At 36.7% G+C, this 25,521-nt stretch carries 20 protein-coding genes and 2 pseudogenes; 17 read left to right on the top strand and 5 right to left on the bottom strand.

From position 1 onward, the window contains the following. Positions 1 to 15 precede the first annotated feature (15 nt). The 8 genes from FS608_RS15570 (at position 16) to FS608_RS15535 (ending at position 11,592) form a co-directional block, all read left to right on the top strand. Complete coding sequence (locus tag FS608_RS15570; RefSeq protein WP_186328752.1) at positions 16 to 1,629, top strand: response regulator transcription factor; 1,614 nt, start codon at positions 16 to 18, stop codon at positions 1,627 to 1,629. 129 nt (positions 1,630 to 1,758) lie between these two features. After that, a complete protein-coding gene (locus FS608_RS15565; protein WP_144552539.1) occupies positions 1,759 to 3,252 on the top strand; it encodes an ABC transporter substrate-binding protein in 1,494 nt (497 codons plus the stop codon). Positions 3,253 to 3,482: 230 nt separating this feature from the next. Continuing rightward, on the top strand, positions 3,483 to 4,436 hold the full coding sequence (locus FS608_RS15560) for an ABC transporter permease (protein WP_186328760.1): 954 nt from the start codon (positions 3,483 to 3,485) through the stop codon (positions 4,434 to 4,436). A gap of 17 nt (positions 4,437 to 4,453) precedes the next feature. After that, entirely contained in the window at positions 4,454 to 5,341 is an 888-nt protein-coding gene (locus tag FS608_RS15555) for a carbohydrate ABC transporter permease (RefSeq protein ID WP_144552537.1), read from the top strand. 87 nt (positions 5,342 to 5,428) lie between these two features. Further along, a complete protein-coding gene (locus FS608_RS15550; protein WP_144552535.1) occupies positions 5,429 to 6,043 on the top strand; it encodes a YesL family protein in 615 nt (204 codons plus the stop codon). Positions 6,044 to 6,180: 137 nt separating this feature from the next. Further along, positions 6,181 to 8,493 (top strand): glycoside hydrolase family 3 C-terminal domain-containing protein, encoded by a 2,313-nt coding sequence (locus FS608_RS15545; protein ID WP_144552533.1) that lies wholly within the window; start codon positions 6,181 to 6,183, stop codon positions 8,491 to 8,493. Between the two features lie 53 nt (positions 8,494 to 8,546). Continuing rightward, a complete protein-coding gene (uidA, locus tag FS608_RS15540; RefSeq protein WP_144552531.1) occupies positions 8,547 to 10,334 on the top strand; it encodes a beta-glucuronidase in 1,788 nt (595 codons plus the stop codon). Between the two features lie 70 nt (positions 10,335 to 10,404). After that, positions 10,405 to 11,592 carry an ROK family transcriptional regulator gene (locus FS608_RS15535; protein WP_144552635.1) on the top strand — a complete coding sequence of 396 codons (1,188 nt, stop codon included), beginning with the start codon at positions 10,405 to 10,407 and terminating at the stop codon, positions 11,590 to 11,592. 236 nt (positions 11,593 to 11,828) lie between these two features. On the opposite strand, the gene FS608_RS15530 is transcribed toward FS608_RS15535, so the two are convergent. Together FS608_RS15530 and FS608_RS15525 are read right to left on the bottom strand one after the other, a co-directional pair. Further along, positions 11,829 to 12,230, bottom strand: coding sequence for a putative sulfate exporter family transporter (locus FS608_RS15530; protein ID WP_313958719.1), 402 nt, complete (start codon positions 12,228 to 12,230; stop codon positions 11,829 to 11,831). A 152-nt stretch (positions 12,231 to 12,382) separates the two neighbouring features. Beyond that, positions 12,383 to 13,559, bottom strand: a pseudogene (locus tag FS608_RS15525) (IS1182 family transposase); the annotation flags it as partial. Positions 13,560 to 13,568: 9 nt separating this feature from the next. On the opposite strand from FS608_RS15525, the gene FS608_RS15520 reads away from it, so the two are divergent. Both FS608_RS15520 and FS608_RS15515 read left to right on the top strand, forming a co-directional pair. Further along, positions 13,569 to 13,787 (top strand): hypothetical protein, encoded by a 219-nt coding sequence (locus FS608_RS15520; protein WP_144552633.1) that lies wholly within the window; start codon positions 13,569 to 13,571, stop codon positions 13,785 to 13,787. A gap of 335 nt (positions 13,788 to 14,122) precedes the next feature. Then, complete coding sequence (locus FS608_RS15515; protein WP_144552529.1) at positions 14,123 to 15,703, top strand: FMN-binding glutamate synthase family protein; 1,581 nt, start codon at positions 14,123 to 14,125, stop codon at positions 15,701 to 15,703. 27 nt (positions 15,704 to 15,730) lie between these two features. Here FS608_RS15515 and FS608_RS30325 read toward each other — a convergent pair whose 3' ends face one another. Further along, complete coding sequence (locus tag FS608_RS30325; RefSeq protein ID WP_186328751.1) at positions 15,731 to 15,886, bottom strand: hypothetical protein; 156 nt, start codon at positions 15,884 to 15,886, stop codon at positions 15,731 to 15,733. A gap of 365 nt (positions 15,887 to 16,251) precedes the next feature. Between FS608_RS30325 and FS608_RS15510 the strand changes: the two genes are divergently transcribed. The 4 genes from FS608_RS15510 (at position 16,252) to FS608_RS15495 (ending at position 21,077) form a co-directional block, all read left to right on the top strand. Further along, positions 16,252 to 17,640 (top strand): aminotransferase-like domain-containing protein, encoded by a 1,389-nt coding sequence (locus tag FS608_RS15510; protein WP_144552527.1) that lies wholly within the window; start codon positions 16,252 to 16,254, stop codon positions 17,638 to 17,640. Between the two features lie 153 nt (positions 17,641 to 17,793). Beyond that, positions 17,794 to 19,017: an aminotransferase-like domain-containing protein gene (locus FS608_RS15505; protein WP_144552525.1), complete on the top strand. Its 1,224-nt coding sequence runs from the start codon at positions 17,794 to 17,796 to the stop codon at positions 19,015 to 19,017. A gap of 92 nt (positions 19,018 to 19,109) precedes the next feature. After that, positions 19,110 to 20,216 carry a flavin monoamine oxidase family protein gene (locus FS608_RS15500; RefSeq protein WP_144552523.1) on the top strand — a complete coding sequence of 369 codons (1,107 nt, stop codon included), beginning with the start codon at positions 19,110 to 19,112 and terminating at the stop codon, positions 20,214 to 20,216. A 48-nt stretch (positions 20,217 to 20,264) separates the two neighbouring features. Next, a complete protein-coding gene (locus FS608_RS15495) occupies positions 20,265 to 21,077 on the top strand; it encodes a VOC family protein (protein WP_186328750.1) in 813 nt (270 codons plus the stop codon). 25 nt (positions 21,078 to 21,102) lie between these two features. On the opposite strand, the gene FS608_RS15490 is transcribed toward FS608_RS15495, so the two are convergent. After that, complete coding sequence (locus FS608_RS15490; protein WP_144552519.1) at positions 21,103 to 22,266, bottom strand: AbrB family transcriptional regulator; 1,164 nt, start codon at positions 22,264 to 22,266, stop codon at positions 21,103 to 21,105. Positions 22,267 to 22,406: 140 nt separating this feature from the next. Here FS608_RS15490 and FS608_RS15485 point away from each other — a divergent pair, with 140 nt between their 5' ends. After that, a complete protein-coding gene (locus FS608_RS15485; protein WP_144552517.1) occupies positions 22,407 to 23,279 on the top strand; it encodes a LysR family transcriptional regulator in 873 nt (290 codons plus the stop codon). Between the two features lie 175 nt (positions 23,280 to 23,454). Here the strand turns inward: FS608_RS15485 and FS608_RS15480 are convergent. After that, positions 23,455 to 24,091: pseudogene (locus FS608_RS15480) on the bottom strand (YeiH family protein); the annotation flags it as partial. Between FS608_RS15480 and FS608_RS31295 the strand changes: the two are divergent. Then, entirely contained in the window at positions 23,976 to 24,632 is a 657-nt protein-coding gene (locus FS608_RS31295) for a LysR substrate-binding domain-containing protein (RefSeq protein WP_313958718.1), read from the top strand. The pseudogene FS608_RS15480 and the gene FS608_RS31295 sit on opposite strands and share 116 nt — an antisense overlap. 70 nt (positions 24,633 to 24,702) lie before the next feature. Beyond that, positions 24,703 to 25,386 carry a hypothetical protein gene (locus tag FS608_RS15470; RefSeq protein ID WP_144552513.1) on the top strand — a complete coding sequence of 228 codons (684 nt, stop codon included), beginning with the start codon at positions 24,703 to 24,705 and terminating at the stop codon, positions 25,384 to 25,386. The last annotated feature ends 135 nt before the right edge of the window (positions 25,387 to 25,521 follow it).

Here is a 25,521-nt window from a genome sequence, read left to right as displayed (position 1 = left end):
GAAAGGGGTATGATGATGAATCAATTTCATGTACTTATAGTTGATGATGAAATTCACTCAATTAGAGGCGTTCAGGCGGGTGTTGATTGGGAAAAGCACCATATCTCTACTGTTTATACAGCCAATAACATGAGGCAGGCACAAGAGGTGTTTTTAAATAATAGGGTGGATCTTTTGCTTTGTGATATTGAAATGCCTAAAGGATCGGGAATTGACCTTTTAAAATGGGTCAGGGAACATTACCCAAGTACGGAAGCGATTTTTTTAACGTGCCATTCAGACTTCGGATATGCAAAGCAAGCATTGCAGTTAAAAAGTTTCAACTATTTACTCAAACCAGTCGATTATCAAGAGCTGGAAGGTGTTATTCACAATGCATTGGAAAAAATTAAAAAGGATCTGGATACAAAACTGGTGGAGGAGTCTTACCATCAATTGAAAAAATCGCACCAATCGGTCATGAAGGAACGATTCTGGTTTGATCTCATTCACCAAGTTGTCCCTTCTACCATTGACAAGATTAATGAGCATAAGAAGTACCATCATTTATCATATACGGAGTACACAACTTTTCTACCCATTTTATTTCATGTTCAACGTTGGAAAAAGGAGCTTTCGGTACATGAAGAAAAATTAAGGGAGAATGCCCTTCAAAATGCAGTAAATGAAGAGATCGCCAAATCCAATATGAATGCCCATGTGGTAAATTTGGGAACTGGTTATATTTTGGTCGTTTTGCCCTTAGTAAAAGCAGCAAACATTGAGGAGCTTACATGTAATATTAATGATTTTATTTCTCGGTTTGCTTTATATTTCTCATGCGAACTTTGCTGTTATATTGGCAATCAAGTTCCTATCGAGGAGGTAGTAAGCATGGTTCACTTGTTGCAGGAACTTGATCGTAACAATGTAACCAAGAGTAACCAGACCATTGTGTATAAAAATGAAAAAAAGGATTCATGCTCGATTCCGCTGTTGCCTGATTATTGGTCGAGTTTAATGAAAAGTGGTCCAAAGGATAAATTGTTGGATGCAATTAATCTATATTTTAAGGATTGGAAAAAATCAGATGATGATATAACCGCACAATCACTTCATTTATTTTATCAGGATTTTTTGCAATTGGTTTTTTATGTACTCCAAGTAAAAGGGATTCAGGCCAATCAGGTTTTTTCACAAAACTTGCTGACTGAAAAGCCTGTAAAAGTGTTGAAATCGTTGGATTTTCTAAAAGATTGGGTTATTTATATTTCGGATGTAGCCATGAATCAGCTTCATGTTCCTCAAGAAAAAGGTTCTGTAGTTAACATTGTTAAACAATATATTCGAAACCATCTTGGTGAACAGCGGTTAACAAGAGAAGAAATTGCAAATTATGTGTATCTCAATCCTGACTACTTAACAAGACTTTTTAAAAAACAAACCGGGGTATCTATATCCGAATACTTGCAACAGCAGCGTATTGAATATGCAAAAGAACTATTGGCTGGAACAAATTTACCTGTAAGTGAAGTGGCTTTATCTGTTGGATATTCGAATTTTTCCTATTTCTCTACTATTTTCAAAAAGGCAACTGAATTCAATCCAATGGAATACCGAAAAATAGCACTCTCTTCAGATAAGTCGTAATAACAAAAATAAAATGTCGTTTTTTTAGTAAGTGTATTTCTACCCATCCTCTATACTAAAACTAGATAGTTGACAACGCTTTCAAAAAAGAGTTTTCAACAGATCAAAAAGAATAAGGGGGAAAGAAAGTTGAAGAGTATTAAGTCATTTACAAAGTTATTAATGATTATTATGTCTGTGCTTTTGGTTTTGGCTGGGTGCAGTTCCAAGGAAAGCAGTACAAGTAATAAGGACGGAACTGGCTCCAATAATAAGCCATATGAAATTACAATGGCTTATTTAACATTAAATACAAAAATAGATGAACTTCCATTGGTTCAAGAAGAAATTAATAAAATTACTAAAAAGAAGATTAATGCTAAGGTTAAATTAGTCCCAATAAGTGGCGCTGCATGGCAACAGCAACAAAATTTAATGTTAACAAGCAACGAAAAGCTGGATTTAATCATGTCTTCATCATTCTATGGCTACAATACACAAGCAGCAAAAGGTCAATACCTTCCATTAGATGATTTGCTCCAATCACATGGGCAAGGAATTTCTAATATGGTTCCCAAACGTCTTTTAGAAGGTAATAAAGTTAACGGGAAAATCTACGGTATTCCAAGTATAAGAGACTGGGGTTCATATTATGGCTTTGCTATGAGAAAGGATTTAGTCGACAAATATAAGATCGATCTTTCTCATATTAAAACATTTACGGACTTGGAAGATGTTTTTAAAATGGTCAAAGAAAAAGAACCAACATTAACACCAGTAGTCAACACATCAATGGGAACATCGGTTGCCACCGCAATTACTGCTGGAAAATTTGATGTGCTAGGGGACAACCTTGGAGTGGTGTCATTTAAAGATAAGAAAATTGTAAATATGTTTAAAGACCCGCAATATGTAGAAGCAGTTAAATTAGCACGAAAGTGGTTCCAAGCGGGTTATATCATTAAGGATTCAGCCACATCAAAAGAATCTGCCGCTAATCTTGTTAAAGCAAATAAAGGATTTGGCTATTTCGCTAAGATGAAGCCAGGTTTTGATGTACAAGAGAAGGGAATAACTGGATATGACATGGTTTCGGTAAAATTAACGGATGTTTATTCGTACACAGATGCAGCCACTGGCTTCAACATGTCTATTGCGAGAAGCAGTCAAAATCCTGAAAAAGCGATGGAATTTATCAATTTACTTTATACGGATAAAGACATTATGAATTTACTAGATCTTGGCGTGGAAGGTAAACATTATGTGAAAAATTCGGATGGAACGATTAAATTGCCGGAAGGCGTTAAGGAATCAAAATATGCTTTTAACCAGTGGGAAATTGGAAATAACTTCTTGACTTATCCTTGGGAAGGAAACCCTGCAAATTACTGGGATATAATGAAAGAACATAACGATTCAGCCATTTTTTCTCCAGCATTTGGCTTTACGTTCAATCCAGATCAAGTAAAAACAGAAATTGCTGCAACTACAAACGTATTAAATCAGTACAAGCTAGGACTTGAATCCGGTACTCTAAATCCTGAGAAAAGTTTGCCGGAATTTAATAGTAAGCTTAAAGCATCAGGTCTGGGGAAAATTATTGCGGAAAAACAAAAACAATTTGATAAGTGGAAAGAGAAGTAAGGTGAGAAAAGAGAGCTAGTAGTGCTAGCTCTCTTTTTTACTGGCTTGTATTGAGAGGATTTCACGTTCCCAATAGTCGGATAATCGAAAATAAGAAGTCGTATTATGGATAGTTTCAATAGACTTAGTTTAATAAAATAAAATTATAGTAAGAATTGAAAGTTACTTGTAAGCGGAATCACTTTAATCAGCAAGGGGGAAAAAGGATGTCAGAAGTGACAGTGAAGAAAATGAAAGCAAGCATCCAGGCGATACCAACTAAAAAGGTAAATAACAGGATGATCAAGTTTAAAAGGTTTTTACCTCTTTTTATCATGATGGTACCTGGATTAATTTATTTACTGATCAACAATTATTTACCAATGTTCGGTTTGGTCATTGCTTTTAAAGATGTTAACTATGCGAAAGGAATCTTCGCGAGTGATTGGATAGGTTTTAAAAACTTTGAGTACCTATTTAGTTCAAGAGATGCCTTTGTTATTACCCGAAATACTATTCTCTATAATGGAGGATTTATTATCATAAATACGATACTGGCAATTGGGATAGCCATAATGCTCAATGAAATTAAAAATAAGCTCGCGAAAAGCTTTTATCAAAGTGTTATTCTATTGCCCTTCTTGATCTCGATGGTTATTGTCAGTTATCTGGGATTTGCCTTTTTAAGCGAAGATGTGGGTTATCTGAATAGAACGATTCTGCCTTTACTTGGGCTGGATGGAGTTTCATGGTATAACGAAGCAAAATATTGGCCCTATATATTAACCTTCATAAATTTATGGAAGGGTGTCGGATTCCTCTGTGTCATTTATTTGGCGGCTATTATCGGGATCGACCAGGAGTACTATGAAGCAGCCACTTTAGATGGGGCGAATAAATGGCATCAAATTATTCATATTACCATTCCATCGATTATGCCAGTCATTATCATGATGACATTACTGTCAATAGGCCGGATTTTCTACTCTGATTTCGGTTTGTTCTATCAAGTACCAATGAATTCGGGTGCAATCTATGACACAACGAATGTTATTGATACCTATGTATACCGAGGATTAATGCAGCTTGGGGATATCGGGATGTCCGCTGCAGCCGGTCTTTATCAATCTATCGTTGGATTTGTACTGGTCCTGTTATCCAATTATCTCGTCCGTAGAAAAAGTAAAGACAATGCATTATTTTAATCTGGAGGTGAAGCAGAATGTATAAATCTGATCGAATTACGCAATGGGTTTCTCATATCTTTTTAATTATACTCGCAGCAGGCAGCATCATTCCGTTTATCATTCTTTTATCTTCTTCTCTTACAGGAGAAACAGTCATCTTGAAGGACGGGTATTCCTTTTTTCCTAGAGAATTTAGCTTTGCAGCTTATGAGTATTTATTAAATAATTCATCAAGTATCTTAAGGGCTTACGGTATTACAATTTTCGTAACTGTATTTGGAACGGTTGTTAGTTTGGCTATAACTGCGTTTTTGGCATATGCACTTTCACGGCGAGATTTACCTTACAGAAATGTTTTTGCTTTCATTGTCTTCTTTACCTTATTATTCAACGGTGGACTTGTACCAACCTATCTGGTTTACACACAAATCTTTGATTTGAAAAATACGATTTGGGCTTTAATTGTACCCGGTCTGCTTATGAATGGTTTTAACGTATTATTAATGAGGACATTTTTTATAACTTCCATTCCAGAGCCCGTGATTGAATCAGCACGGATGGATGGAGCAGGTGAATTCAGGACCTTTTTCTCCATAGTCCTCCCGTTATCACTGCCTATTTTGGCGACGATTGGATTACTTCAAACTATTCATTATTGGAATGACTGGTTTAACGGTCTCATTTATATTACCGACCCACAACTATTCAGTATCCAAAACATTTTAAACAGGATGCTTGCGGATATTCAGTTTTTAGCGACCAGTGATTTGGGTTCAAATGCCAGTCAGGCAGCTTCGGAAATTCCTTCAACAGGTGTACGTATGGCGATTGCTGTTGTAGGGGTATTACCGATTTTAATTGCGTATCCATTTTTCCAAAAATACCTTGTAAAAGGAATTGCATTAGGTTCTGTAAAAGGATGATATATTGACCGAAAATAGCCCTATCTTAGGGCTATTTTCCTTAGAATGAAAGAGTTATATCAGCGATAAAGGAAGGAGCTATCCTTAATGGAAGGTTTTATGAAGGGCATTCATCGTTTTTCCGAGTGGGTTATGAGATTAATGTACGTAAATGTGCTTTGGATTGTCTTCACGTTTCTTGGTCTGATTGTGCTAGGTTTTTTTCCTGCGACAGCAGCGATGTTCGCCGTTGTCCGAAAGTGGGTAATGAAGCAGGATATTCATGTATTTCAAACGTTTTGGAAGGTTTATAAAAGTGAATTTCTAAAAAGTAATGGTGTCGGTTTGATTCTGATCGCGTTAGGAAGTTTCCTATACTTTAATATAAAGATAATAGAAGCCATATCGATCCCAATATTCAAAATACTTTATATTCCCAATGTTATTTTGATTTTAATTTTCTTCCTTACCTTATTTTATATTTTTCCCGTTCTTGTACATTTTCATGTGGGGGTAAAAGGAGTCTTTAAAAATGCAGTTATCCTAATGACGATTAATCCAATTGCAACCTTAATAATGGCTGTGTTTACAGGAATTTTCTTTTTTATAACATTTAAGTTTCCGGGATTAATTCCTTTTTTTAGTGGAAGTATCCCTGCATTTTTACTTATGTCTCTATGCCATTATACATTCAAAAAATTTCATCAAAAGTCGGATAAATGAAAATAGGTGGTCGTAATTCGAATAGTAGAAATAATGCCAGTGTCTTAAAATGTAATTTAAAGGTAGTTAACTTAGAACAAAAGTAATATTATCCGTAATATCCAATTATGAAAGCGTTATAAATTAAGGAGGATTCTATGAAAAGAAATATTAGACAATTAATTGAAAAAATGACACTTGAAGAAAAGGCAAGTCTTTGCTCAGGTTTAAATTTTTGGGAGTTAAAAGGAGTAGAGAGATTGGGAATTCCATCGATATTTGTTACAGATGGTCCTCATGGTCTACGCAAGCAGCAGTTAAGTGCTGATCATTTAGGACTTAATGATAGTGTACCGGCAACATGCTTCCCATCAGCAGTAGGTCTTGCAAGTACATGGAATCGTTCACTAATTGAAAAAGTAGGAACTGCATTAGGTGAAGAATGTCAGGCAGAGAATGTAGCTGTCCTACTTGGTCCTGGTGCAAATATTAAACGTTCACCGCTTTGCGGAAGAAACTTTGAATATTTTTCAGAGGATCCTTATCTTTCTTCCGAATTGGCTGCAAGTCATATAACTGGTGTTCAAAGACAGGGAGTTGGTACTTCCCTTAAACATTTTGCAGTCAATAACCAGGAGCATCGTCGTATGTCTGTCGATGCTATCGTTGATGAAAGGACCTTAAGAGAGATTTATCTTGCCAGTTTTGAACATACAGTTAAGAAAGCACAACCTTGGACGGTAATGTGTTCCTATAACAAAGTAAATGGGACGTATGCTTCAGAAAATAAAACATTATTAACGGATATATTAAAGGATGAATGGGGCTTTGAAGGATTTATCGTCTCAGACTGGGGTGCTGTAAATGAGCGTGCACAAGGGGTAGAAGCTGGATTAGATTTAGAAATGCCAGCAAGTAATGGAATCGGTGATAAGAAAATTATTGACGCCGTAAAAAGTGGTATGCTTTCCGAACAGACACTAGACAGAGCAGTTGAGAGATTATTAAACATTATTTTTATGGCTGTTGATAACAAAAAAGAAAATGCTGTCTATGCAAAAGAGGAACACCATCAATTAGCTAGAGAAGTAGCAAGGGAAAGTATGGTTTTATTAAAAAATGATGATCAAATTCTCCCACTAAAAAAGCAAGGGACCATTGCAATCATTGGAGAATTCGCTGTAAGACCAAGATACCAAGGAGGAGGAAGCTCTCATATTAAACCTACAAAACTTGATAATATTTTTGAGGAAATTGAAAAGAGTGCCTCGAATGCAAGTTTCCTTTATTCGCAAGGATACGATCTAAAAACTGATTTAATAAATGAAAAATTGTTAGCAGAGGCAAAGGAGGCTGCAGCTCAGTCGGATGTGGTAATACTATTCGTTGGTCTCCCAGATCGCTATGAGTCAGAAGGATACGACAGGGAGCATCTCCGAATTCCAGACAATCACCGGATTTTAATAGAAGCTGTTTCGGAAGTACAACCTAATTTAGTTGTTGTATTAAGTAATGGTGCACCAATTGAAATGCCGTGGCTTGATAAAGTAAAAGGGCTTCTTGAAGGATATCTTGGAGGACAGGCACTAGGCGGTGCGATTGCCGATTTACTTTTTGGGATTGAAAGTCCAAGTGGAAAATTAGCTGAGACGTTCCCTAAAGAGTTACGCCATAATCCTTCTTACCTCAACTTCCCGGGAGAAGGAGACAAGGTCGAATACAAGGAAGGAATATTTGTCGGCTACCGTTATTATGATACTAAAGCAATTGAACCGTTATTCCCATTTGGTTATGGTTTGAGCTATACAAGCTTTGACTATTCAAATCTTAGAATAGGAAAGCCGGAAATGGATGATACAGAAACCGTACAAGTGACGGTTACGGTGAAAAATACGGGTGTAGTTGCTGGAAAGGAAATTGTTCAGTTATATGTACGGGATATTGAAAGTACTGTCATCCGTCCCGAAAAAGAACTAAAGGGATTTGAAAAGGTGGAACTACAACCTGGAGAAGAGCAAGACGTTACCTTTATTTTGGATAAAAGAGCATTTGCTTATTACAACATTGATATTAAAGACTGGCATGTGGAAAGCGGTTTGTTCGAAGTGCTAGTAGGTAAGTCTTCAACCGAAATCATTTTAAAAGGCAGTATAAAAGTGAACTCCACTGTTACTTTAAAAAAATCAGTCCATAGAAATACAACAATTGGTGATCTCGTGGCAGATCCAATTCTTTCACCGATTGTACAAGAAACCCTTACCAAGGCGAATGAAGGAGGCCCATTTGCAAATATGTCCGAAGACTCGGATTCGTTTGAAATGTTTCAGGCGATGATGAAATTTATGCCTTTACGCGCAATGGTTGCTTTCAATCCAGATAAATTTACTGAGGATATGTTAAATGACCTCCTAAATCAACTGAATGAAGTATTAGGAAATGTTCAAGAAGATGTAATCTTACGAAACTATTAATTTACTATCAAATTTACTCAACAGATCTATGATTTTAAAAAAGGAGACTGAAGATGTTATATCCTATCGTTACTGAAACACGGAGTATTATTGATCTAAATGGGATATGGAATTTTAAGCTTGATTCGGGAAATGGTTTTCAGGAAAACTGGCAAAATGCAAAATTAACCGACTCAATGAGCATGGCTGTTCCATCTTCTTTTAATGATATTGGAGTAAATGCAAATATACGCGATCATGTTGGCTGGGTATGGTATGAACGGGAATTTACTGTTCCATCAAAGCTTCAATCAGAACGTGTGGTTTTGCGATTCGGTTCTGCCACCCATCTAGCTAAGGTGTATGTCAATGGAGAGCTTGTTGCCGAGCATAAGGGCGGCTTCTTACCTTTTGAGGCAGAATTAAATACATTTTTACAAAAAGGAAAAAATCGATTAACGGTTGCTGTCAACAATATAGTGGATTACTCGACTTTACCGGTTGGTACAGTCATAGAAAAGGAAATTCCTGGTGTTGGCAAAGTGAAACGCAATCAGCCAAATTTTGACTTTTTCAACTACGCGGGCTTGCACCGTCCCGTGAAAATTTATACAACGCCGATTACTTATATTGAGGATGTAACGATTGTTACGGATATAAATGGGCATGTTCACTATTCAATTGAGGCAGCCGGTACAGCACAAGTAAATGTAAAGGCTATAGACGAATCTGGTGTTGTAGTAGGTGAAGCAGAAGGATCTGCTGGCAAAATTCACATACCCAATGTAAGACTATGGGAGCCATTAAATGCTTATTTGTACACACTCCAAGTAGAACTAGAAAAAGATGGAGAAACGATCGATCTCTATCAACAACCATTTGGTGTGAGATCAGTAGAGATCAAAGATGGAAAGTTCCTCATTAATAATAAGCCATTTTATTTTAAAGGCTTTGGCAAGCACGAAGATACGCCGATTCATGGAAGAGGCTTTGATGAAGCCGCTAACGTGATGGATTTCAACCTGATGAAATGGATGGGAGCTAACTCATTCCGTACAGCGCATTACCCATATTCAGAAGAAATCATGCGCCTTGCTGACCGGGAAGGTTTTGTGATCATTGATGAAGTACCAGCAGTGGGGATGCACTTGAACATGTTGGTGGTCTTTTTAGGTGGACCGAAACGGGAAACCTGGAAAGAGCTTAAAACCTTCGAACATCATCAACAGGTGATCAAGGAACTAATCACGCGTGACAAAAACCATCCATCTGTCGTGATGTGGAATATCGCTAATGAAGCTGCAACAGAAGAAGAGGGAGCATATGAGTATTTTAAGCCACTAATAGAGCTTGCCAAAGAGCTGGACCCGCAAAAACGTCCTGTTACCATTGTTACTGAAATTCAATCCTCACCTGAAAAGGATCAAATTGCGGAATTGCTGGATATCCTTGCCTTTAATCGATACTACGGCTGGTATGTTGACGGTGGTGATTTGATCTCGGCTAAAGAAAAGCTTCGTGCAGAATTTAATGCTTGGCTTAAACGATGCCCCGACAAACCATTTATGATGACCGAGTATGGGGCTGATACGGTGGCTGGCTTGCATGATGTAGAACCTGTTATGTTTACGGAAGAATATCAAGTAGAATTCTATCGGGCAAATCACGAAGTGTTTGATGAATTTAAACAATTTGTTGGAGAGCAGGTATGGAACTTTGCTGATTTTGCAACAGGCCAAGGAATTGTTCGAGTTCAAGGAAACAAAAAAGGCATTTTTACTCGCGACCGGAAACCAAAATATGCTGCCCATGAGCTGCGAAGACGTTGGACAGAAATACCTGATTTTAACTATAAGGGATAAAACCAAGCCTATCATAAGCTCATAAATAGTTGTTTAATATAAATATTTTGTTTGAATAGTGGTGAGTTTTATGGAAATTGGTGTTGCTGCTTATCTTAAGAAGATAAATAAAAGCTTGGTCTTAAGTAAAATTATTAAGCATGGGTTGATCTCTAGGTCTGAATTAGCAAATATCACAAAACTAACAAAGGCAACGATTTCTTCACAGACAGCGGAATTATTAGAGGAAGGATTAATAATTGAATCTCATCAAGAGTATAACCAAGTGGGAAGAAAGCCGATTATGCTTTCACTTAATCAACATGCTGGTTATGTCATAGGTATTGATCTGGACTTTCGGTATATTACATTTACTGTATCTGATTTAATAGGAAATCCAGTTCATTCGAATAACGTAGAGTTAGAGAATTCAAACTATGATAAGATTCTTCAAATTTTAATTAATAAAATTAGAGGATACCAAGAAAAATTTTCCCAATGTCGTTTTGGAATTGTTGGTGTGGGAATAGGAATTCATGGAACTGTGAAGAATGACGGAACGATCTCATTTGTTCCACATCATAAATGGTATAACAAGGACTTAAAATGTGATTTAGAGAAAAATGTAAATACAGCAGTTTATGTTGAAAATAATGCAAATTTATGTGCATTTGCAGAAAAAGTATTTCATTTCCATCAAAGTAACGACCTAATCAGCCTAAGTATGTTTTCCGGTATAGGTCTTGGTTTTTTGTTCAACGGGGAACTAGTAAAAGGGTACCATGGATTTGCAGGGGAAATGGGTCACATGATCATTTCTCCTGATGGAAAACTTTGTAATTGCGGAAAAACCGGTTGTTGGGAGTTATATGCCTCTGAAGACAGTTTCTTTAAAAATTTATCTGAAATAATTGATAAACCAAAATTGACCCACCAGGATATCAAAAATCTTGTTATTGCCAGGGATCCAGCAGTTATGTCTCAATTGGACGAGTTTATTAAGTATGTATCTATTGGACTAAATAATATAATTAATATACTGAATCCTGAAATACTGGTATTAAATAGTGAGTTATTGAAATTGATTCCGGATGCCATGAATACCATTAAATTAAACTTAAAAACTTCAATTAGTAATTATAAAGAAATATTCATTTCAGATCTCGGTACGAACGCATGTGTAATGGGCGCTTGTGCCTTAACAATAAAGAAGTTTTTAGATATTCCTGAATTAAGTTTGAAAATTAAAAAGGAAGCGTTTGTACCAAATAGAGTTTAGAGATGTTTTGATTCGAGGGGACTTGTGAGAATTACACAAATGGAAACATATCTTCCCGAATGAAAGTGAATAAGCAAGCAAGAGGGGTCGGTGGATATATTAACTCGAATAGCAGCAGTCTTCTTTTCGAGTTGGTAAAAGAAAGTGAGGCCGTTTAAACAAAAATGAAATAGCCTGAATTCTTGTCAATATAGAACTCAGGCTGATTTTATAAGATAATTAAAAACTAATATACGTTAGCGATGATAGAAGAATGGATGTATAATAATGGTAATTAGTGGACGTATTGCTTTAGTTCGTAATTTTTTTAAGCTAATATTTAAACCTAATCCTGTCATTGACATTGTCAACAAAAATGATGTACCGTTTGCAATATCAGACATCACTGTTTTTGGTACCACTACCCTATCTCCAATGATATAGCTTCCCAAAAAACTCATAACGATAAATCCAATTAAAAACCATGGAAACTCGAATTTTGTCTCTGCCTCTATTTTCCTTTCCTTTTCATCGAAAGCATAAGGATAAAGCAAACCGGAATTAATAGGAATACTGGTGCAAGTTTGGCAAGTAATTGCTTGGGCAAGAGCATCCTGGCCAGCTGGGGCCCCAGCAATAGCTCTATATAAATTTAACATATAAAGAAAATACAAAGCTCTTTACTGGGAGGGCACTGAAAAACCTTCGGTTTTTTTAAGAATCTGTAAGGCAAAACAAAAAAAGGACGACTCAAAATTCACATTTATGAAATTTGAGTCGTCTTTCTTATTCAATGAGGCTATTTTTGCACCTAAATTTCATCGATTAGTTTTAATATCCTTTTTAGATTCACCGTAAATATTGCCATGGCTCCTTGCAATTCCATACCAATTAGACCCGAGGATTTTGCAACATTGTACCCGTGTCTGTGTTTTAATTCGCTATTCTTAGCTTCTATTTTATAACGCTCTTTAGATTTTTCTTTAAAGTACTCGCTTTCTTGAAATTTTGCTTGTTCTGTATGTTCATTTGATTTGATGGGTTACAGAGTAAGTCTTACTTTTAGCCCCCTCTTTATAACACCCTTCTTTAAATGGACAGTGTTTACACTTATCTACATCGAAATAGTATGTAGTAACTTGGTTTCTAGCTTTGTGTCCTGTTCTAGCTTTCCTTATCGCCATATGACCTGCTTTACAAACATACATTCCAGCATCCTTATTAAAATCAAATTCATCTTCTTTTTTACGGAAACCTTGGGTAACAGAAGAGTTCAGTTTGGCAACTAATTTTATTTTATTTTCATTTGCATATTCGATATTTCCCTTTTCAGAATAAGCTGCATCACCGATAACAGTTTCAACTTGCATTCCAGCATTGATACTATTTTCAATCAGTGTTTCTAGTTGTTTTCCGTCATTCTTTTCTCCTGTAGTAACTGTTGCGGCTGTAATAATCCGTTCTTCGCTTATGGCAATATGTGTTTTATAGCCGAAAAATGAGGTGTCCGCAGTTTTATGCCCTACTTTTGCATCCTTATCTTCAGAGCACTGCAGATGTTCGATATCGTCGTTAACTGTTTCTCTTAGAAGGTTTAACTGTTCCTTTACTTTCGGGTATTGGATAAGACCTTCTTCGTTTTCCATCACTTCAATGAGTTTCTGGCAATAATCGATTTCATCTTCCAAAACATCAGTTGTATTTTTGTCAGGGAACTTCTTTTTCATAGACTCATCTATTTGATAAATAGTTTTTCTCAGTTTTTTAGAACGGTCCCTAAGTATTTCTTTTGGAGACATTTGGTTGTATCGGGCTTTCGTATGGGTGGCGTCCACAATAATGGATTTACTTTTAATGATTTCCTTTTCGATGGCAATTTCAACGGTTTTATTGATAAGCATATCCAAAAGGTTTACATCTTTTAAACGAAGTTTTCGAAACTTGGTTAATGAGCTTGGCTCTATTACTGGCTCCTCCGGAGCCATGTTCTATGCTATATTTCTTTTTTTATATTAAAGTTAAATGAAGCATTTGCATCGCAGGTTCTGGCAGTAAATAAGGAATTGGACTTGCAAGAGGAGATCATTAATTTTAATGGAAGAGCTATTGCATTGGGTCACCCAATCGGTGGAAGTAAGAAAGGAATGAGTTCTATTAATAATGGAATTCATTCCTTAATTCAAGTTTGTGAGAAATTATTATTTAATGACCCTTAGAATGGCTGATTTGGTTAATCCAAGCAAAAAGCTCATTCAAATCATAATCATCACTATGGGGAATATCCCATAGAAGTGCAAAGTCATCCATGTATTAACCATTTAAGTTCCTCCTTTAAAATAAAATCTTAATACAAAGGTACAATTGAAAAATAAACACCTCACCTTTTAATTAATTAAAATAAATTGTTAAACAAAGTAAAATACCATCTAAGATAAATATCAGGTAATTTAAAGGAAGTTGTAAATATACATATAAGTAATGAAAAATAATCGCCAGGCGTTAGAACGGCAGATCTTAACACAATGATTGTTAGCAAAGGAGGGATAGTTTGATGGTGTGGACTATTTTTATATTTCTATTGATTGTTTTTATTGTTGGACCGATTTGCTTACTTTTGTGGTTAAATTTTCTAGCAAAGAAACCACAGCATTCGATTATTAGAGCACATCCTTATTTGGGATGGATGCGCTACTTATTAGAAAAGATTGGCCCGGAATTCAGACAATATTGGTTTGAAGATGACAATAGTGGCAAACCATTTTCACGAACAGATTTTTTAGGGATTGTTTTTTCTGCCAAATATCGAAGTGACCTTATAAGCTTCGGTTCCAAACGTGACTTTGATCAGCCTGGTTATTATATTGCGAATGGTTTATTTCCATTATTAAATGAAGAATTAAAGGTAGACAATCAAGAAAAAGTCCACTCAATGAAATATAAAATTGATCATGAAGGATTGTTTACTCGTCATGAAAAGCTTGAAAAGGACCAAACACCCCGTTGGCTTTACCAAGAGGAAGAGACTATAATCGTTGGCGAGAATCGGAAATTTTCATGGAGACTTCGGGGGCCATTTGGTGCTTCTGCCACATCTTACGGAGCAGTCGGTGAAAACTATATCCTTTCAACAGGTCATGGCAGCCATTTGGCAGGTGGTTCATGGATTAATACGGGAGAGGGCGGAGTGGCACCAGAGCATTTAGAAAGTGGTGCAGATGTGGTCGCTCAAATTGGGCCTGGATTATTTGGTTTTCGTGATTATGAGGGGAAATTTTCTATTAATGAATTTAGGCTTAAAGCACAGGAACCGAATATAAAAGCATTTGAGCTTAAATTCGGCCAAGGAGCAAAAATCCGTGGCGGACATCTGGAAGGGTCGAAGGTTACAACGAAGGTGGCAAATATTCGGAAGGTACCATTGGGAAAAACCATTAATTCACCAAATCGCTTTCCAATTTTGCATAATGCGATCGAAACTTTGCAGTTTATTAAAATGCTGCAAGATGAAGGTGGAAAACCTGTCGGAATCAAAATTGTCGTCGGGTATCCTTCCAGTTTAGATGAATTCTTTGAGGCTATGAATAATCTTAAAATTTATCCGGACTTTATAACGGTTGATGGGGGAGAAGGCGGAACAGGCGCTACTTTCAAATCAATGGCAGATACAATGGGGCTTCCTTTGTTTCCTGCTTTAATTGCTGTTGTCGATAAGGCCTGCCAATTTGGTCTGCGAGACAAGCTGAAAATTTTTGCTTCAGGAAAGTTAATTTCAGCCGATAAAATTGCTATTGCCCTTGCAATTGGTGCAGATGCCGTGAACTCTGCGCGAGGATTTATGATTGCTAACGGCTGTATTATGGCTCTTCAATGCCATACTGGTAAATGCCCTGCAGGTGTTACCACAACCGATCCAAAATATCAAGAAGCACTTGTACCAGAAGAAAAGAAATGGCGAGTAATGAACTATATTATTAATGTACGACAAGGTTTGTTTGCCTTAGCCGCGGCTTGTAGCATTGATAGTCCCCGTAAATTCACTCGTGAGCACATTGTATTTAAAGATGTTGATGGAAAAATAAAAAGGTTATCAGAACTGTTTCCGGACTCTAGGGTCAGTCCCCCAATAAATTAATGCTTTAATGTGGTGGGGGACTGACCCCTAATTTTCATCTTCTCGCTTTGTGACTACTGTTTCATTACCACATCTGTTACATCTATACCAAGTCGCGATATATCCCCATCCATCGGGTCTCTGATTTATTTCTTCATACACGTGACCTTTAAATTTACAGATGATATTCGCTAATATACTCATATATAACCTCCTTCAAAGAAAAGTTGTTTTTTTATTTATTACATCTTTATGTTCCAATGCTTGTACTCGTTTTTTAAGATTTCACTACAATCATTACAATGAAGTAATATCTGCAGGGTCCTATTTTCTTCGAATACAACTCATAACCATTTGATTTGTTGTTGACAGCAGAAAGATAAACATATACACAAAAAAAGTTATTTGTTAATAATAGCTAAATAGATAGCTATAGAAGCAAAGAGGAGATAAATTGGGGTTAAAAGTAAGAGATGTCCTTACGTTTGAGCGGACTTTTACAGTAAAGAAAAGTATAATTGTTATATAAACCACACAATCAAATAATTGTATGAAAAAGGATGCGTATCATGCCGATTAATTCGTTTGAAAACTATCCGATGAGCTGGAAGCCATCGATTGATAAAACTAAAAAGCCAATTTATCAAACACTTGCAGGGCAATTGGAACAGGATATTTTAAACGGAGTTTTATTACCAGGAACAAAACTACCCCCACAGCGAGAATTGGCTGATTATTTAGATTTAAATTTGAGTACCATTTCAAAAGCGTTAAAAGTGTGTGAGTTAAAGGGATTGATCAGTGCCTCTGTGGGAAGTGGCACATTTGTATCGTTTGATGCGTTATCGAATTCGTATTTACTTGAAGATACAAAGCCGAAGCATTTAATTGAAATGGGAGCGACACTGCCAGATAATGCTTCATACGAGCCACTACTACTCCAACTGAAAAATATGCTGCAAGAGACAGATTATGAAAAATGGTTTGGGTATGGTCGAGCGGGGGAAAGTCACTGGCAAAAGGATGCAGCACTAAAGCTAATCCGAAGAGGTGGATTCGAAACAACCGTTGATCACATTTTATTTGCAAATGGGGGTCAAAATGCGATTGCAGCTACACTGGCAAGTCTTTGTAAGCCTGGCGATCGCATTGGCGCTGACCATCATACATACCCTGGCTTAAAAACAATTGCAGCGATGCTTAGTGTGCAAATAGTACCGATAAAGTCAGAGAACGATGAAATGAGTTCAAATGCATTTGAATATGCGTGTAAAAATGACAATATTAAAGGCATTTATTTAATCCCAGATTACCATAATCCGACCGCTTCCTGTTTGTCTGTCGAGAATCGAAAAACGATTGCGGCAATTGCCAAAAAGTATAATCAGTTCATTATCGAAGATGCGACCTATCAACTCCTCAACGAAAAACCAATTCCAGCAGTAGCATCGTTTGCACCAGAACAAAGTATCTATATTGCGAGTTTATCGAAATCAATAGCACCGGGATTACGACTAGCCTATGTAGCAGTGCCGAGTCGATTCAAGGAGCCAATTTCAAAGGCACTTTATAATCTTAATATATCAGTTTCACCCTTATTAGCAGAACTGGCGGCACGTACGATTGTATCGAATCAATTTGAAAACATCATTAAAGTTCATCGGGAACAAACCATTCGTAGAAACCATGTCGTAAATCAATATTTGTCAGACTATACCTGCTTAGGTACTGAAACAGGTATCTTTCGTTGGTTACTATTACCAGGCAAAATCACAGGTGCGGAATTTGAAAGAGTAGCTGCTGGGCATGGGGTACAAGTGTATGCGGCGGAACGTTTTGTGGTTGGAAATAGTTGCCCAGAGCGGGCTGTTAGAGTTGCTGTCAATGCACCAGAAACACTTGAAGAGCTTGAGCAAGGATTGATCATCCTTAAAGGTTTACTAAACGATCTTACCTAATTTTATTTGCCGTACTTCCATAATATTGTTTGCCATACAATTATAATGTTGTATGGTTTTTTTGTGCATGTTAAGATGTTTAGAAAAAATAAACTGAAAATTCGGGGTATTTTAAAGTGAAAGTAGCTATTAAATAAAAAGGAATGATGAAAAGTGGAAAATAAATTTGCTGATCGAACTCATTTAGTAAAACCTTCTGAGACTCGTGAAATATTAAAAGTAACAGAAAGACCAGAAGTTATCTCTTTTGCCGGGGGCCTGCCAGCTCCAGAGTTGTTTCCAGTAGAAGCTCTTAAGGATGTATGCAATGCTGTATTGAATGAAGAAGGTGCGGCTTCTCTTCAATATAGTACAACCGAAGGATTTATTCCTTTAAGAGAAGCTATTTGTCAAAGGATGAAAGTTATGGGAATTAACTCTACTATTGATAATGTTCTGATCACATCAGGGTCCCAGCAAGCAATTGACCTTACTGGAAGGATATTCATTAATGAAGGAGATACGATTATTTGTGAAAGCCCAACCTATCTTGCCGCAATAAATGCATTCAAGCCATACAATCCCAAATTTGTTGAAGTAGCTATGGATGATGACGGGATGGTCATGGAAGAACTTGAGAAAAAGCTGCAAAAGTATCCTAACACGAAATTTATCTATACGATTCCAGATTTCCAAAACCCTACAGGTCGCACATTAAAGCTCGAAAGACGAAAGAGAATGATAGAACTCGCTAATCAATATGATGTACTGATTGTAGAGGATAATCCCTATGGAGCGATAAGATTTGCTGGAGAGGCACTCCCGCCTGTGAAATATTTTGACATCGAGGGTAGAGTAATTTATATCAGTACCTTTTCTAAGATTTTTACTCCCGGTCTTCGACTTGGATGGATTTGTGCAGACGGTTCATTCATTGAAAAGTACGTAGCTTTTAAGCAAACAGCGGACTTACATACGGACAGCTTTGCTCAAAGAATTACAGCTAAGTATTTGGAACTTTACGATATCGAAGAGCACATAAATAAAATCAAAGCTGTTTATAAAGAAAGATGCACAGATATGTTATCGTGCATTGAAGAATTCTTCCCAAAGAATTTGTCTTACAGTAAACCAGAAGGGGGATTATTTATTTGGGTTGAACTTCCTGAGTCTGTTGATTCTAGGGAATTATTCGTTGAATGTTTGGCAAATAATGTTGCCTTTGTTCCTGGTACCCCATTCTTTCCGAATGAAACAAAGAATAACGCTATACGTTTAAATTACTCGAATATGCCTAAAGAGAAAATTAGGGAAGGTATGAAGCGTTTGGGAGATGTGCTACATCGTGAATTAGAAATTAAGAAACAATTCTTGTATGATTCAGAGGTCACAGTCTGACCAAAAGGATTTAAAAGGGACCAATATAAAAAGAATAACTCTTTCAAAAATACATTTAAACAACATAGATACTGTCAGAAGGAGGACAAGATATGAAAAATTCTGTAATTATTGTTGGTGCGGGTTTAAGCGGGCTGCGTGCTGCATCACTACTTACTCAACAAGGGATTAAATGTAGGGTACTAGAGGCAAGAGATAGGATTGGTGGCAGGATTTTGAGTACTTCTGAGCCAAACAGATCTGACCTTGGGAGATTTGACCTTGGCCCGACGTGGTTTTGGCCACAGTATGAAAGCCATATTGTTAACCTTGTTAAAGAACTAAATTTAGAAACTTTCGAACAATATAAGAAAGGCGATATACTTATCGAACGATTCCAAATCAAGCCACCAGAGCGCTGTGTGCTGAAAGAAAATTCTGACGAAAAATGGGTCCGATTGACTGGAGGTGTGCAGTCACTTATCGATACTCTAGCAGAGACGATTCCCTCAGAAATAGTTGAGCTAGAAACGCGAGTTAAGAAAATTAAGCAGAATGAAGCTGGTGACCTCACAGTTGAAGCAGAGCTTTCCGATGGCAGTAGAAAAAATATTCCTGCTGATGCTGTTATTTTAGCATTGCCACCTCGTTTAGTGGCGCATCACATTGAATTTTCGCCTTCCCTCCCTCTAAATCTTATGACTGACATTGAAAACAAACCAACGTGGATGGCGGGACAGGCCAAGGTGGTTGCAGTCTATGATCGTCCCTTCTGGAGAGAAATAGGACTTTCTGGATATGTATTGAGTGCCGTTGGTCCCTTAGAAGAAATATATGATGCTTCTCCTAATAAAGGCGCTGGTTCATTATTTGGTTTCTTCGGAATGCCTCCAGAAGCACGTAAAAAAATGGGTCAAGATAAATTTTTAAAATTGGTTGTTGATCAATTAGTTAAGCTCTTTGGAAGTGAAGCTAAAAATTTAAAGGGCCTTCTTTATAAAGATTGGTCCATAGATTCTGAAACCACTGTTGAGGAAGACTTAAGTCCTCTTAAAAATTACCAGAGCTATGGTCCACCACCAGTAAAAGGTATATGGGAAAACAAAATTATTTTTGCTGGTACAGAAACGAATTCAGAATATAGCGGACATCTTGAAGGTGCCATACAGTCAGCTGAACAGGCAGTTTTTGAGATCATTCATTTAAAGAATAAGGCTTAATGACTCGATTTTTGATGTTTATTTTATTTTTTGTAAAGGAGTACTATGATGCAATTTTTCTTTGATCACCTTGTTTGGTTCTTTAAGAAACCAGAGGAAGCAATTTCACCGTTAAAACAAAGAGGACTTCATGTTGTAAAGGGTGGCCGTCATGAATCTTGGGGAACATATAATACCCTAACCTATTTTGGCTTAAGTTATATTGAATTTTTAGGAATTGAAAATTTATCAATAGCTGAAAAACATGGTGAAAATCGATTAATTACGCAAATCGTTGACCAGCTAGCAAAAGAAAGTCGGGAAGGACCTGCAAAAGTAGCAATCCGAACAAATCAAATTAAAGAGCTAGCAATAAAACTTAACGCAGAAGGACTTACAGTATATGGGCCGCTAACTGGGGAGAGAGTTCGTGCTGATGGTCAAGTAATCAGGTGGTCATTGTTATTCCCTGAATACGCGGAAAACAAGGTTCCTTTACCATTTTTTATTCAATGGGAAAAATCAGATGAAGAAAGGTATTCGGAGTTAGAGGAACAAAGACTCATTGGGTCACACATATTAGGCCAGCCAAAATTGGAAAGTGTTGGTTTTGTCGTACATGATTTGGATAAAACAGTAGAAATTTGGAGGAAATTGTTTTGCCTTAAACAAGGGGAGGAGTATATCGATATGGAAATCAATGCACGTTGTAGAATCCTAGAATTGAACAGAACTAATTTATTATTTTGTACACCAAAAGGAGACGGCCCGGCTGCTAAGGTATTAAAAGAAAAAGGGGAGACTCCTTTTTTAGTGAACCTTACTGATACGAATCAAACCCACTTTTTTGAAATGTTGGATGGTTATTGGAGGTTTCAGTAATATTAGGGGTCAGTCCCCCAATAAATTAATGCTTTAATGTGGTGGGGGACTGACCCGCTGACCTAGACAAAAAATGTTTTTTCTGCTCAAGATAATTTAACAATCGGAAAAACTGCGGCAAGATCACACAAATAATGAGGATTCGAAGAACCTGTACTGCTACGACAAAGGTCGAGTCACCATGGAGGACGACAGAAGTTGTCGTCATTTCAGCAATTCCGCCCGGTGCGAATGCAAGAATAGAGGTTATAAGTGAGATCTTTGTTATCTTAGCCACTAAAATAGCACAAATAACCATCGAAAAAATGAGACCAATTGTACTGAAAAAGGACACCATGATCGTCCGCTTTAAACCGATAAACATGCTTTTCTGAAAACGGGAGCCAATACTGGCCGCAATCATAATCTGTGATAAAATGATTACTTCAGGTGGCCACCACGGAATGATGTCACTGCCTATAATGAACGAACCAAGAGATTGGGCAATCGCTACCCCCACCATACTTCCAATCAGCCACGGAGCAGGAAACCGTAAATATTTGATCAACCGATAGCCTGCATAGGCAAATCCAATAAGTGCAAAAGTCCAAAGCAACATCCCGATTTTAAATACCGGGTCAATCAGTACAGGAATGGGAACATGATTCGCTGAGTTTCCACTTGCTGAAGCAGATAAAGAAGCAAAGAACGGAATCATTAGGATCACTAAAAATACACGCATGGTTTGAATAATACTGACGACAGCCGTATTTGCCCCTGCCTCTTCTGCAATCCCAGGCATGGCGGATAATCCACCTGGAGCCGTTCCAAAAAAGCTCGTCATCATATCCGTATTACTATATTTCCAGAGTACGAGGCCGGAAAGCAAGGAAAAAATGATAGAAAGAAGAAGCATAAGAATGATGGCAAGCCAATTTTCTTTAAAAACATGCAAAAAAGTCAAGTTTAATTTCTGTCCCAAATGAATGCCTAAAATAAACTGCCCCATATTTAACCAGTATTTTGGCATCCCTTTTTGATTCCCATTACCCCTTAAAACTGATGGCCTCCAAAATGAAAGGAGAGCAGCTGCTAAAAATGTGCCGATCATCCATCCAATGGATAGGTCCGTCAATGAAATCAAAAATCCTCCTAAGCTAGTTACAGATATAAAACAAACACTACGAAAAAAGGTGTTTTTTCTATTCATGAACACTCCTCCTTGCATTCAAACCTTCCAATTAACATTTCGTAATTTAAATATAGTATAATCAAAGCAATAAATAAAATATCGAATTTATATCAAAGGCCATAATCAAAAATTATTTCTTATGGTAAGAGGTGATCATGATGGATGAAAGAGACTGGATGGTTTTGCAAACTCTATATCAAGAAAAAAATATAACCAATACAGCTAAAATACTGCATATTTCGCAGCCGGCTTTAACCAATCGTTTAAAAACAATGGAAAACTACTTTGGAGTAAAAATCGTTAATCGAAACTGGCGCGGGGTCGAATTTACCCCACAAGGTGAATATCTTGCAAAAAATGCTCATGAAATGTTATTGCAAATCCAAAGGATGAAAGAAACAGTTCTTAATATGGAGGAAAAAATATCGGGTACATTAAGGCTGGGTGTTTCAACCTTTTTTACGGATTATAAACTTCCTGGATTATTAAAACTTTTCAAAGATCAGTACCCTGATGTCGAGTTTAAAGTTACAACGGGGCCAAGCAACGAGATTGCCCATTTAATGTACAATCATGATGTACATGTTGGCTTTTTAAAAGGGGAATATGGCTGGAAGGGTCAAAAAAAGCTCCTCTTCGAAGAAAGTATTTGTATCGCTTCAAAAGAAGAAATAGACCGGAATTTACTGCCCAGTTTACCTAGAATTGATTACGAAACCGATCCGTTATTAAAAGCTGTAATTGATAACTGGTGGGCTGAAAATTACTCACAGCCTCCACTTGTCAGTATTAATGTGGATAAAGCTGATACATGCAAAAAGATGGTCGGTTATGGTTTGGGCTACGCGATTATGCCAAGCATGAATATTGATGACCTTGTTCATATCAATAAAATTAAAATTAAAAATAAGGAGGGAGAAAAAATAATCCGAAAGACGTGGATGTTTTACCATGAAGAATCTTTAGAATTTAAAGTAGTAAAGGCCTTCGTCGAATTTGTTGATGCGATTGACCTGCAATCCATTACATAAAAAAGCTTTCCAAGCTATCATCTATCTTGGAAGTAATAAATGAAATGGACATTAGACTTTATTTTAGTCTGATGGTCCATTCCATTTCATAGTTTGTTCATAAGTGATTGGAAATCCTTCAATGCCCATTTCCATTATAGAACTCAGACTGCCTACAAATGATTTTAAAAGATTTTTAAAAACTAATATAGGTTATCAATGATAAAAGAATGGGTGTAATAATAATGGCAATTAGTGGTCGTATTGCTTTGGTTCGTAATTCTCTCAAGCTAATATTTAAACCTAATCCTGTCATTGACATTGTCAGCAAAAATGATGTACCGTATGTAATATCAGACATCATTGTTTTTGATACCACTACCTTTTCTCCAATGATATAGCTTCCCAGAAAACTCATAACGATAAATCCAATATAAAAACCATGGAAATTCGAATTTTGTCTCTCCATCTATTTTTCCTTTCTTTTTCATCCAAACCATAAGGATAAAGCAAACCGGAATTAATAGGAATACTCTTGCAAGTTTGGCAAGTAATGCTTGGGCAAGAGCATCCTGGCCTGCTGGGGCCGCAGCTAAAGCAACATGGCCTATCTCGTGTAGGCTGATTCCAACCCAATTTCCATAGTTCATAGGACCAAAAGATAAAAAAGGAAATACTAACGTATAGACGATTGAAAAGACTGTGCCAACTAATGCAATGATGCCGACTCCCATAGCCGTATCCTCATCTTTTGCTTTTATAATTGGTGAGAGGGCCGCGATGGCTGCCGCACCACAAATGCCTGTGCCGAGACTTAATAATAAAGAAAGATTAAAATTTTCAGTACAAATTGGCAACACAAGGGATATTGCTAATGCAATCACTAGCCATGAGATCGATGTAGGAATTGTAGAGGGGGAAATTCCTCATCGAAATTTATATATAAAATCCGTTTCAACCGATCAAATGTATATTGTAGCAGGAGGGAAATATCCAATTTATTTCAATAAAGAAGTAACACGAGGACAAATTGAAAAAGAGAATTGGATTGTTCGCAAAGAAGGTTCTGGCACAAGAGATGCAACAGAAAAACTATTTGAAACTTTAGAAATACGCCCTACAAGGTTAATGGAGTTCGGTAGCACACAACTTATTAAAGAAGCAGTCGAAGCGGGGCTTGGTATTAGTTACTTATCTGAACTGACTGTAAAAAAAGAAAGAATGCTTGGTACCATTCAAGTATTAAATGTAAAAGGGAAACCGATAAAAAGAAATTTTTCAGTTATAACAGAATCTGTGGAATTGCATACGAAATCTATGAACTTATTTATTGAGTTAATAGAAAAATATGTAGAGAATCAATTATTGCAATAGCTCTTAAATCAAACATATAATACTAATAATCTTTTGTTATAAGATATACAGAAAAAAGTTGGTGTAACAATTGAGTAAAAAGAAACAAAAACGTAAAGCAAGGACGAAGGAACCGAGTACATTCGGTACAGCACTAAAGCTATTAGTCTGTTTTTTTCTTGTATTATTTTTAGGCTGGTATATGATGGTAGGTCATTTAGATGGTGAAACTTTTCAGGGAGTCGTGGAGATCCCCTTAAAGGAGAGCTATGCGAACGTTGTATTTAGTTTGGCATTTATACATTGGGTTATAGGCATTCCTAGTGTAATTGTTTTTTTAATATTAATGGTAAAAGGGAACATTAGGGAATTCATGATTTCCTGCTTCTATAGTGTACCTATTATTTTATTGAGTTTGGGCTTTACGATTCAGTATATGGTTTTGTTAATTAAAGTTGGTGCTGAATCCTTATGGTGGTTTTATGTTGTTGCAGCAGTTCTCGGCTTCCTACTAGCTAATCTCTTAATCTATTTGGATAAAAGTAAATTACATACTGTTTTTATGGGACTGGGTGCTGTGTTAATAGTCCTTAGCTGGATCCTTTTAGTCATAGCGAACTCTGCCGATGGAAATTTTATTATTACATATAAGGATAACCTAAGAGGAAGTTTCTCGATTAAGATCATGGTAGGAACCTTTCAAACGATGGGAATTATGATTTTCCTGCTTATGTTTGGTTTTCTATTGAAGCTTCGATTTGGCGGGGAAGATTAATAGTCTCTTCCCACCCCCTGACTATTACGTTTTAAGTGATTTTCGGACGTGAAGATGGATGGCAGAGTTGAATAATACGACATAAAAAAGATGATTTCATCATATTTATCATCAATAAGAGGTTAAAGAGGTGAA

Source organism: Bacillus sp. X1(2014) (genome assembly GCF_007678255.1).
Note: the sequence above shows the minus strand (reverse complement) of the source record. Positions and strands in the feature narration are given on the sequence as shown.

What these genes read in the sequence shown, in the direction of transcription:
- FS608_RS15555 (WP_144552537.1), top strand. Translation starts at nt 4,454, where the DNA reads ATGTATAAATCTGATCGAATTACGCAATGGGTTTCTCATATCTTTTTA.
- FS608_RS15515 (WP_144552529.1), top strand. Translation starts at nt 14,123, where the DNA reads ATGGTGTGGACTATTTTTATATTTCTATTGATTGTTTTTATTGTTGGA.
- FS608_RS15485 (WP_144552517.1), top strand. Translation starts at nt 22,407, where the DNA reads ATGGATGAAAGAGACTGGATGGTTTTGCAAACTCTATATCAAGAAAAA.
- FS608_RS15500 (WP_144552523.1), top strand. Translation starts at nt 19,110, where the DNA reads ATGAAAAATTCTGTAATTATTGTTGGTGCGGGTTTAAGCGGGCTGCGT.
- FS608_RS15495 (WP_186328750.1), top strand. Translation starts at nt 20,265, where the DNA reads ATGCAATTTTTCTTTGATCACCTTGTTTGGTTCTTTAAGAAACCAGAG.
- FS608_RS30325 (WP_186328751.1), bottom strand. Translation starts at nt 15,886, where the DNA reads ATGAGTATATTAGCGAATATCATCTGTAAATTTAAAGGTCACGTGTAT.
- FS608_RS15545 (WP_144552533.1), top strand. Translation starts at nt 6,181, where the DNA reads ATGAAAAGAAATATTAGACAATTAATTGAAAAAATGACACTTGAAGAA.
- FS608_RS15510 (WP_144552527.1), top strand. Translation starts at nt 16,252, where the DNA reads ATGCCGATTAATTCGTTTGAAAACTATCCGATGAGCTGGAAGCCATCG.
- FS608_RS15570 (WP_186328752.1), top strand. Translation starts at nt 16, where the DNA reads ATGAATCAATTTCATGTACTTATAGTTGATGATGAAATTCACTCAATT.
- FS608_RS31295 (WP_313958718.1), top strand. Translation starts at nt 23,976, where the DNA reads ATGATGCCGACTCCCATAGCCGTATCCTCATCTTTTGCTTTTATAATT.
- FS608_RS15490 (WP_144552519.1), bottom strand. Translation starts at nt 22,266, where the DNA reads ATGAATAGAAAAAACACCTTTTTTCGTAGTGTTTGTTTTATATCTGTA.
- FS608_RS15560 (WP_186328760.1), top strand. Translation starts at nt 3,483, where the DNA reads ATGAAAGCAAGCATCCAGGCGATACCAACTAAAAAGGTAAATAACAGG.
- FS608_RS15530 (WP_313958719.1), bottom strand. Translation starts at nt 12,230, where the DNA reads ATGTTAAATTTATATAGAGCTATTGCTGGGGCCCCAGCTGGCCAGGAT.
- FS608_RS15550 (WP_144552535.1), top strand. Translation starts at nt 5,429, where the DNA reads ATGGAAGGTTTTATGAAGGGCATTCATCGTTTTTCCGAGTGGGTTATG.
- uidA (WP_144552531.1), top strand. Translation starts at nt 8,547, where the DNA reads ATGTTATATCCTATCGTTACTGAAACACGGAGTATTATTGATCTAAAT.
- FS608_RS15535 (WP_144552635.1), top strand. Translation starts at nt 10,405, where the DNA reads ATGGAAATTGGTGTTGCTGCTTATCTTAAGAAGATAAATAAAAGCTTG.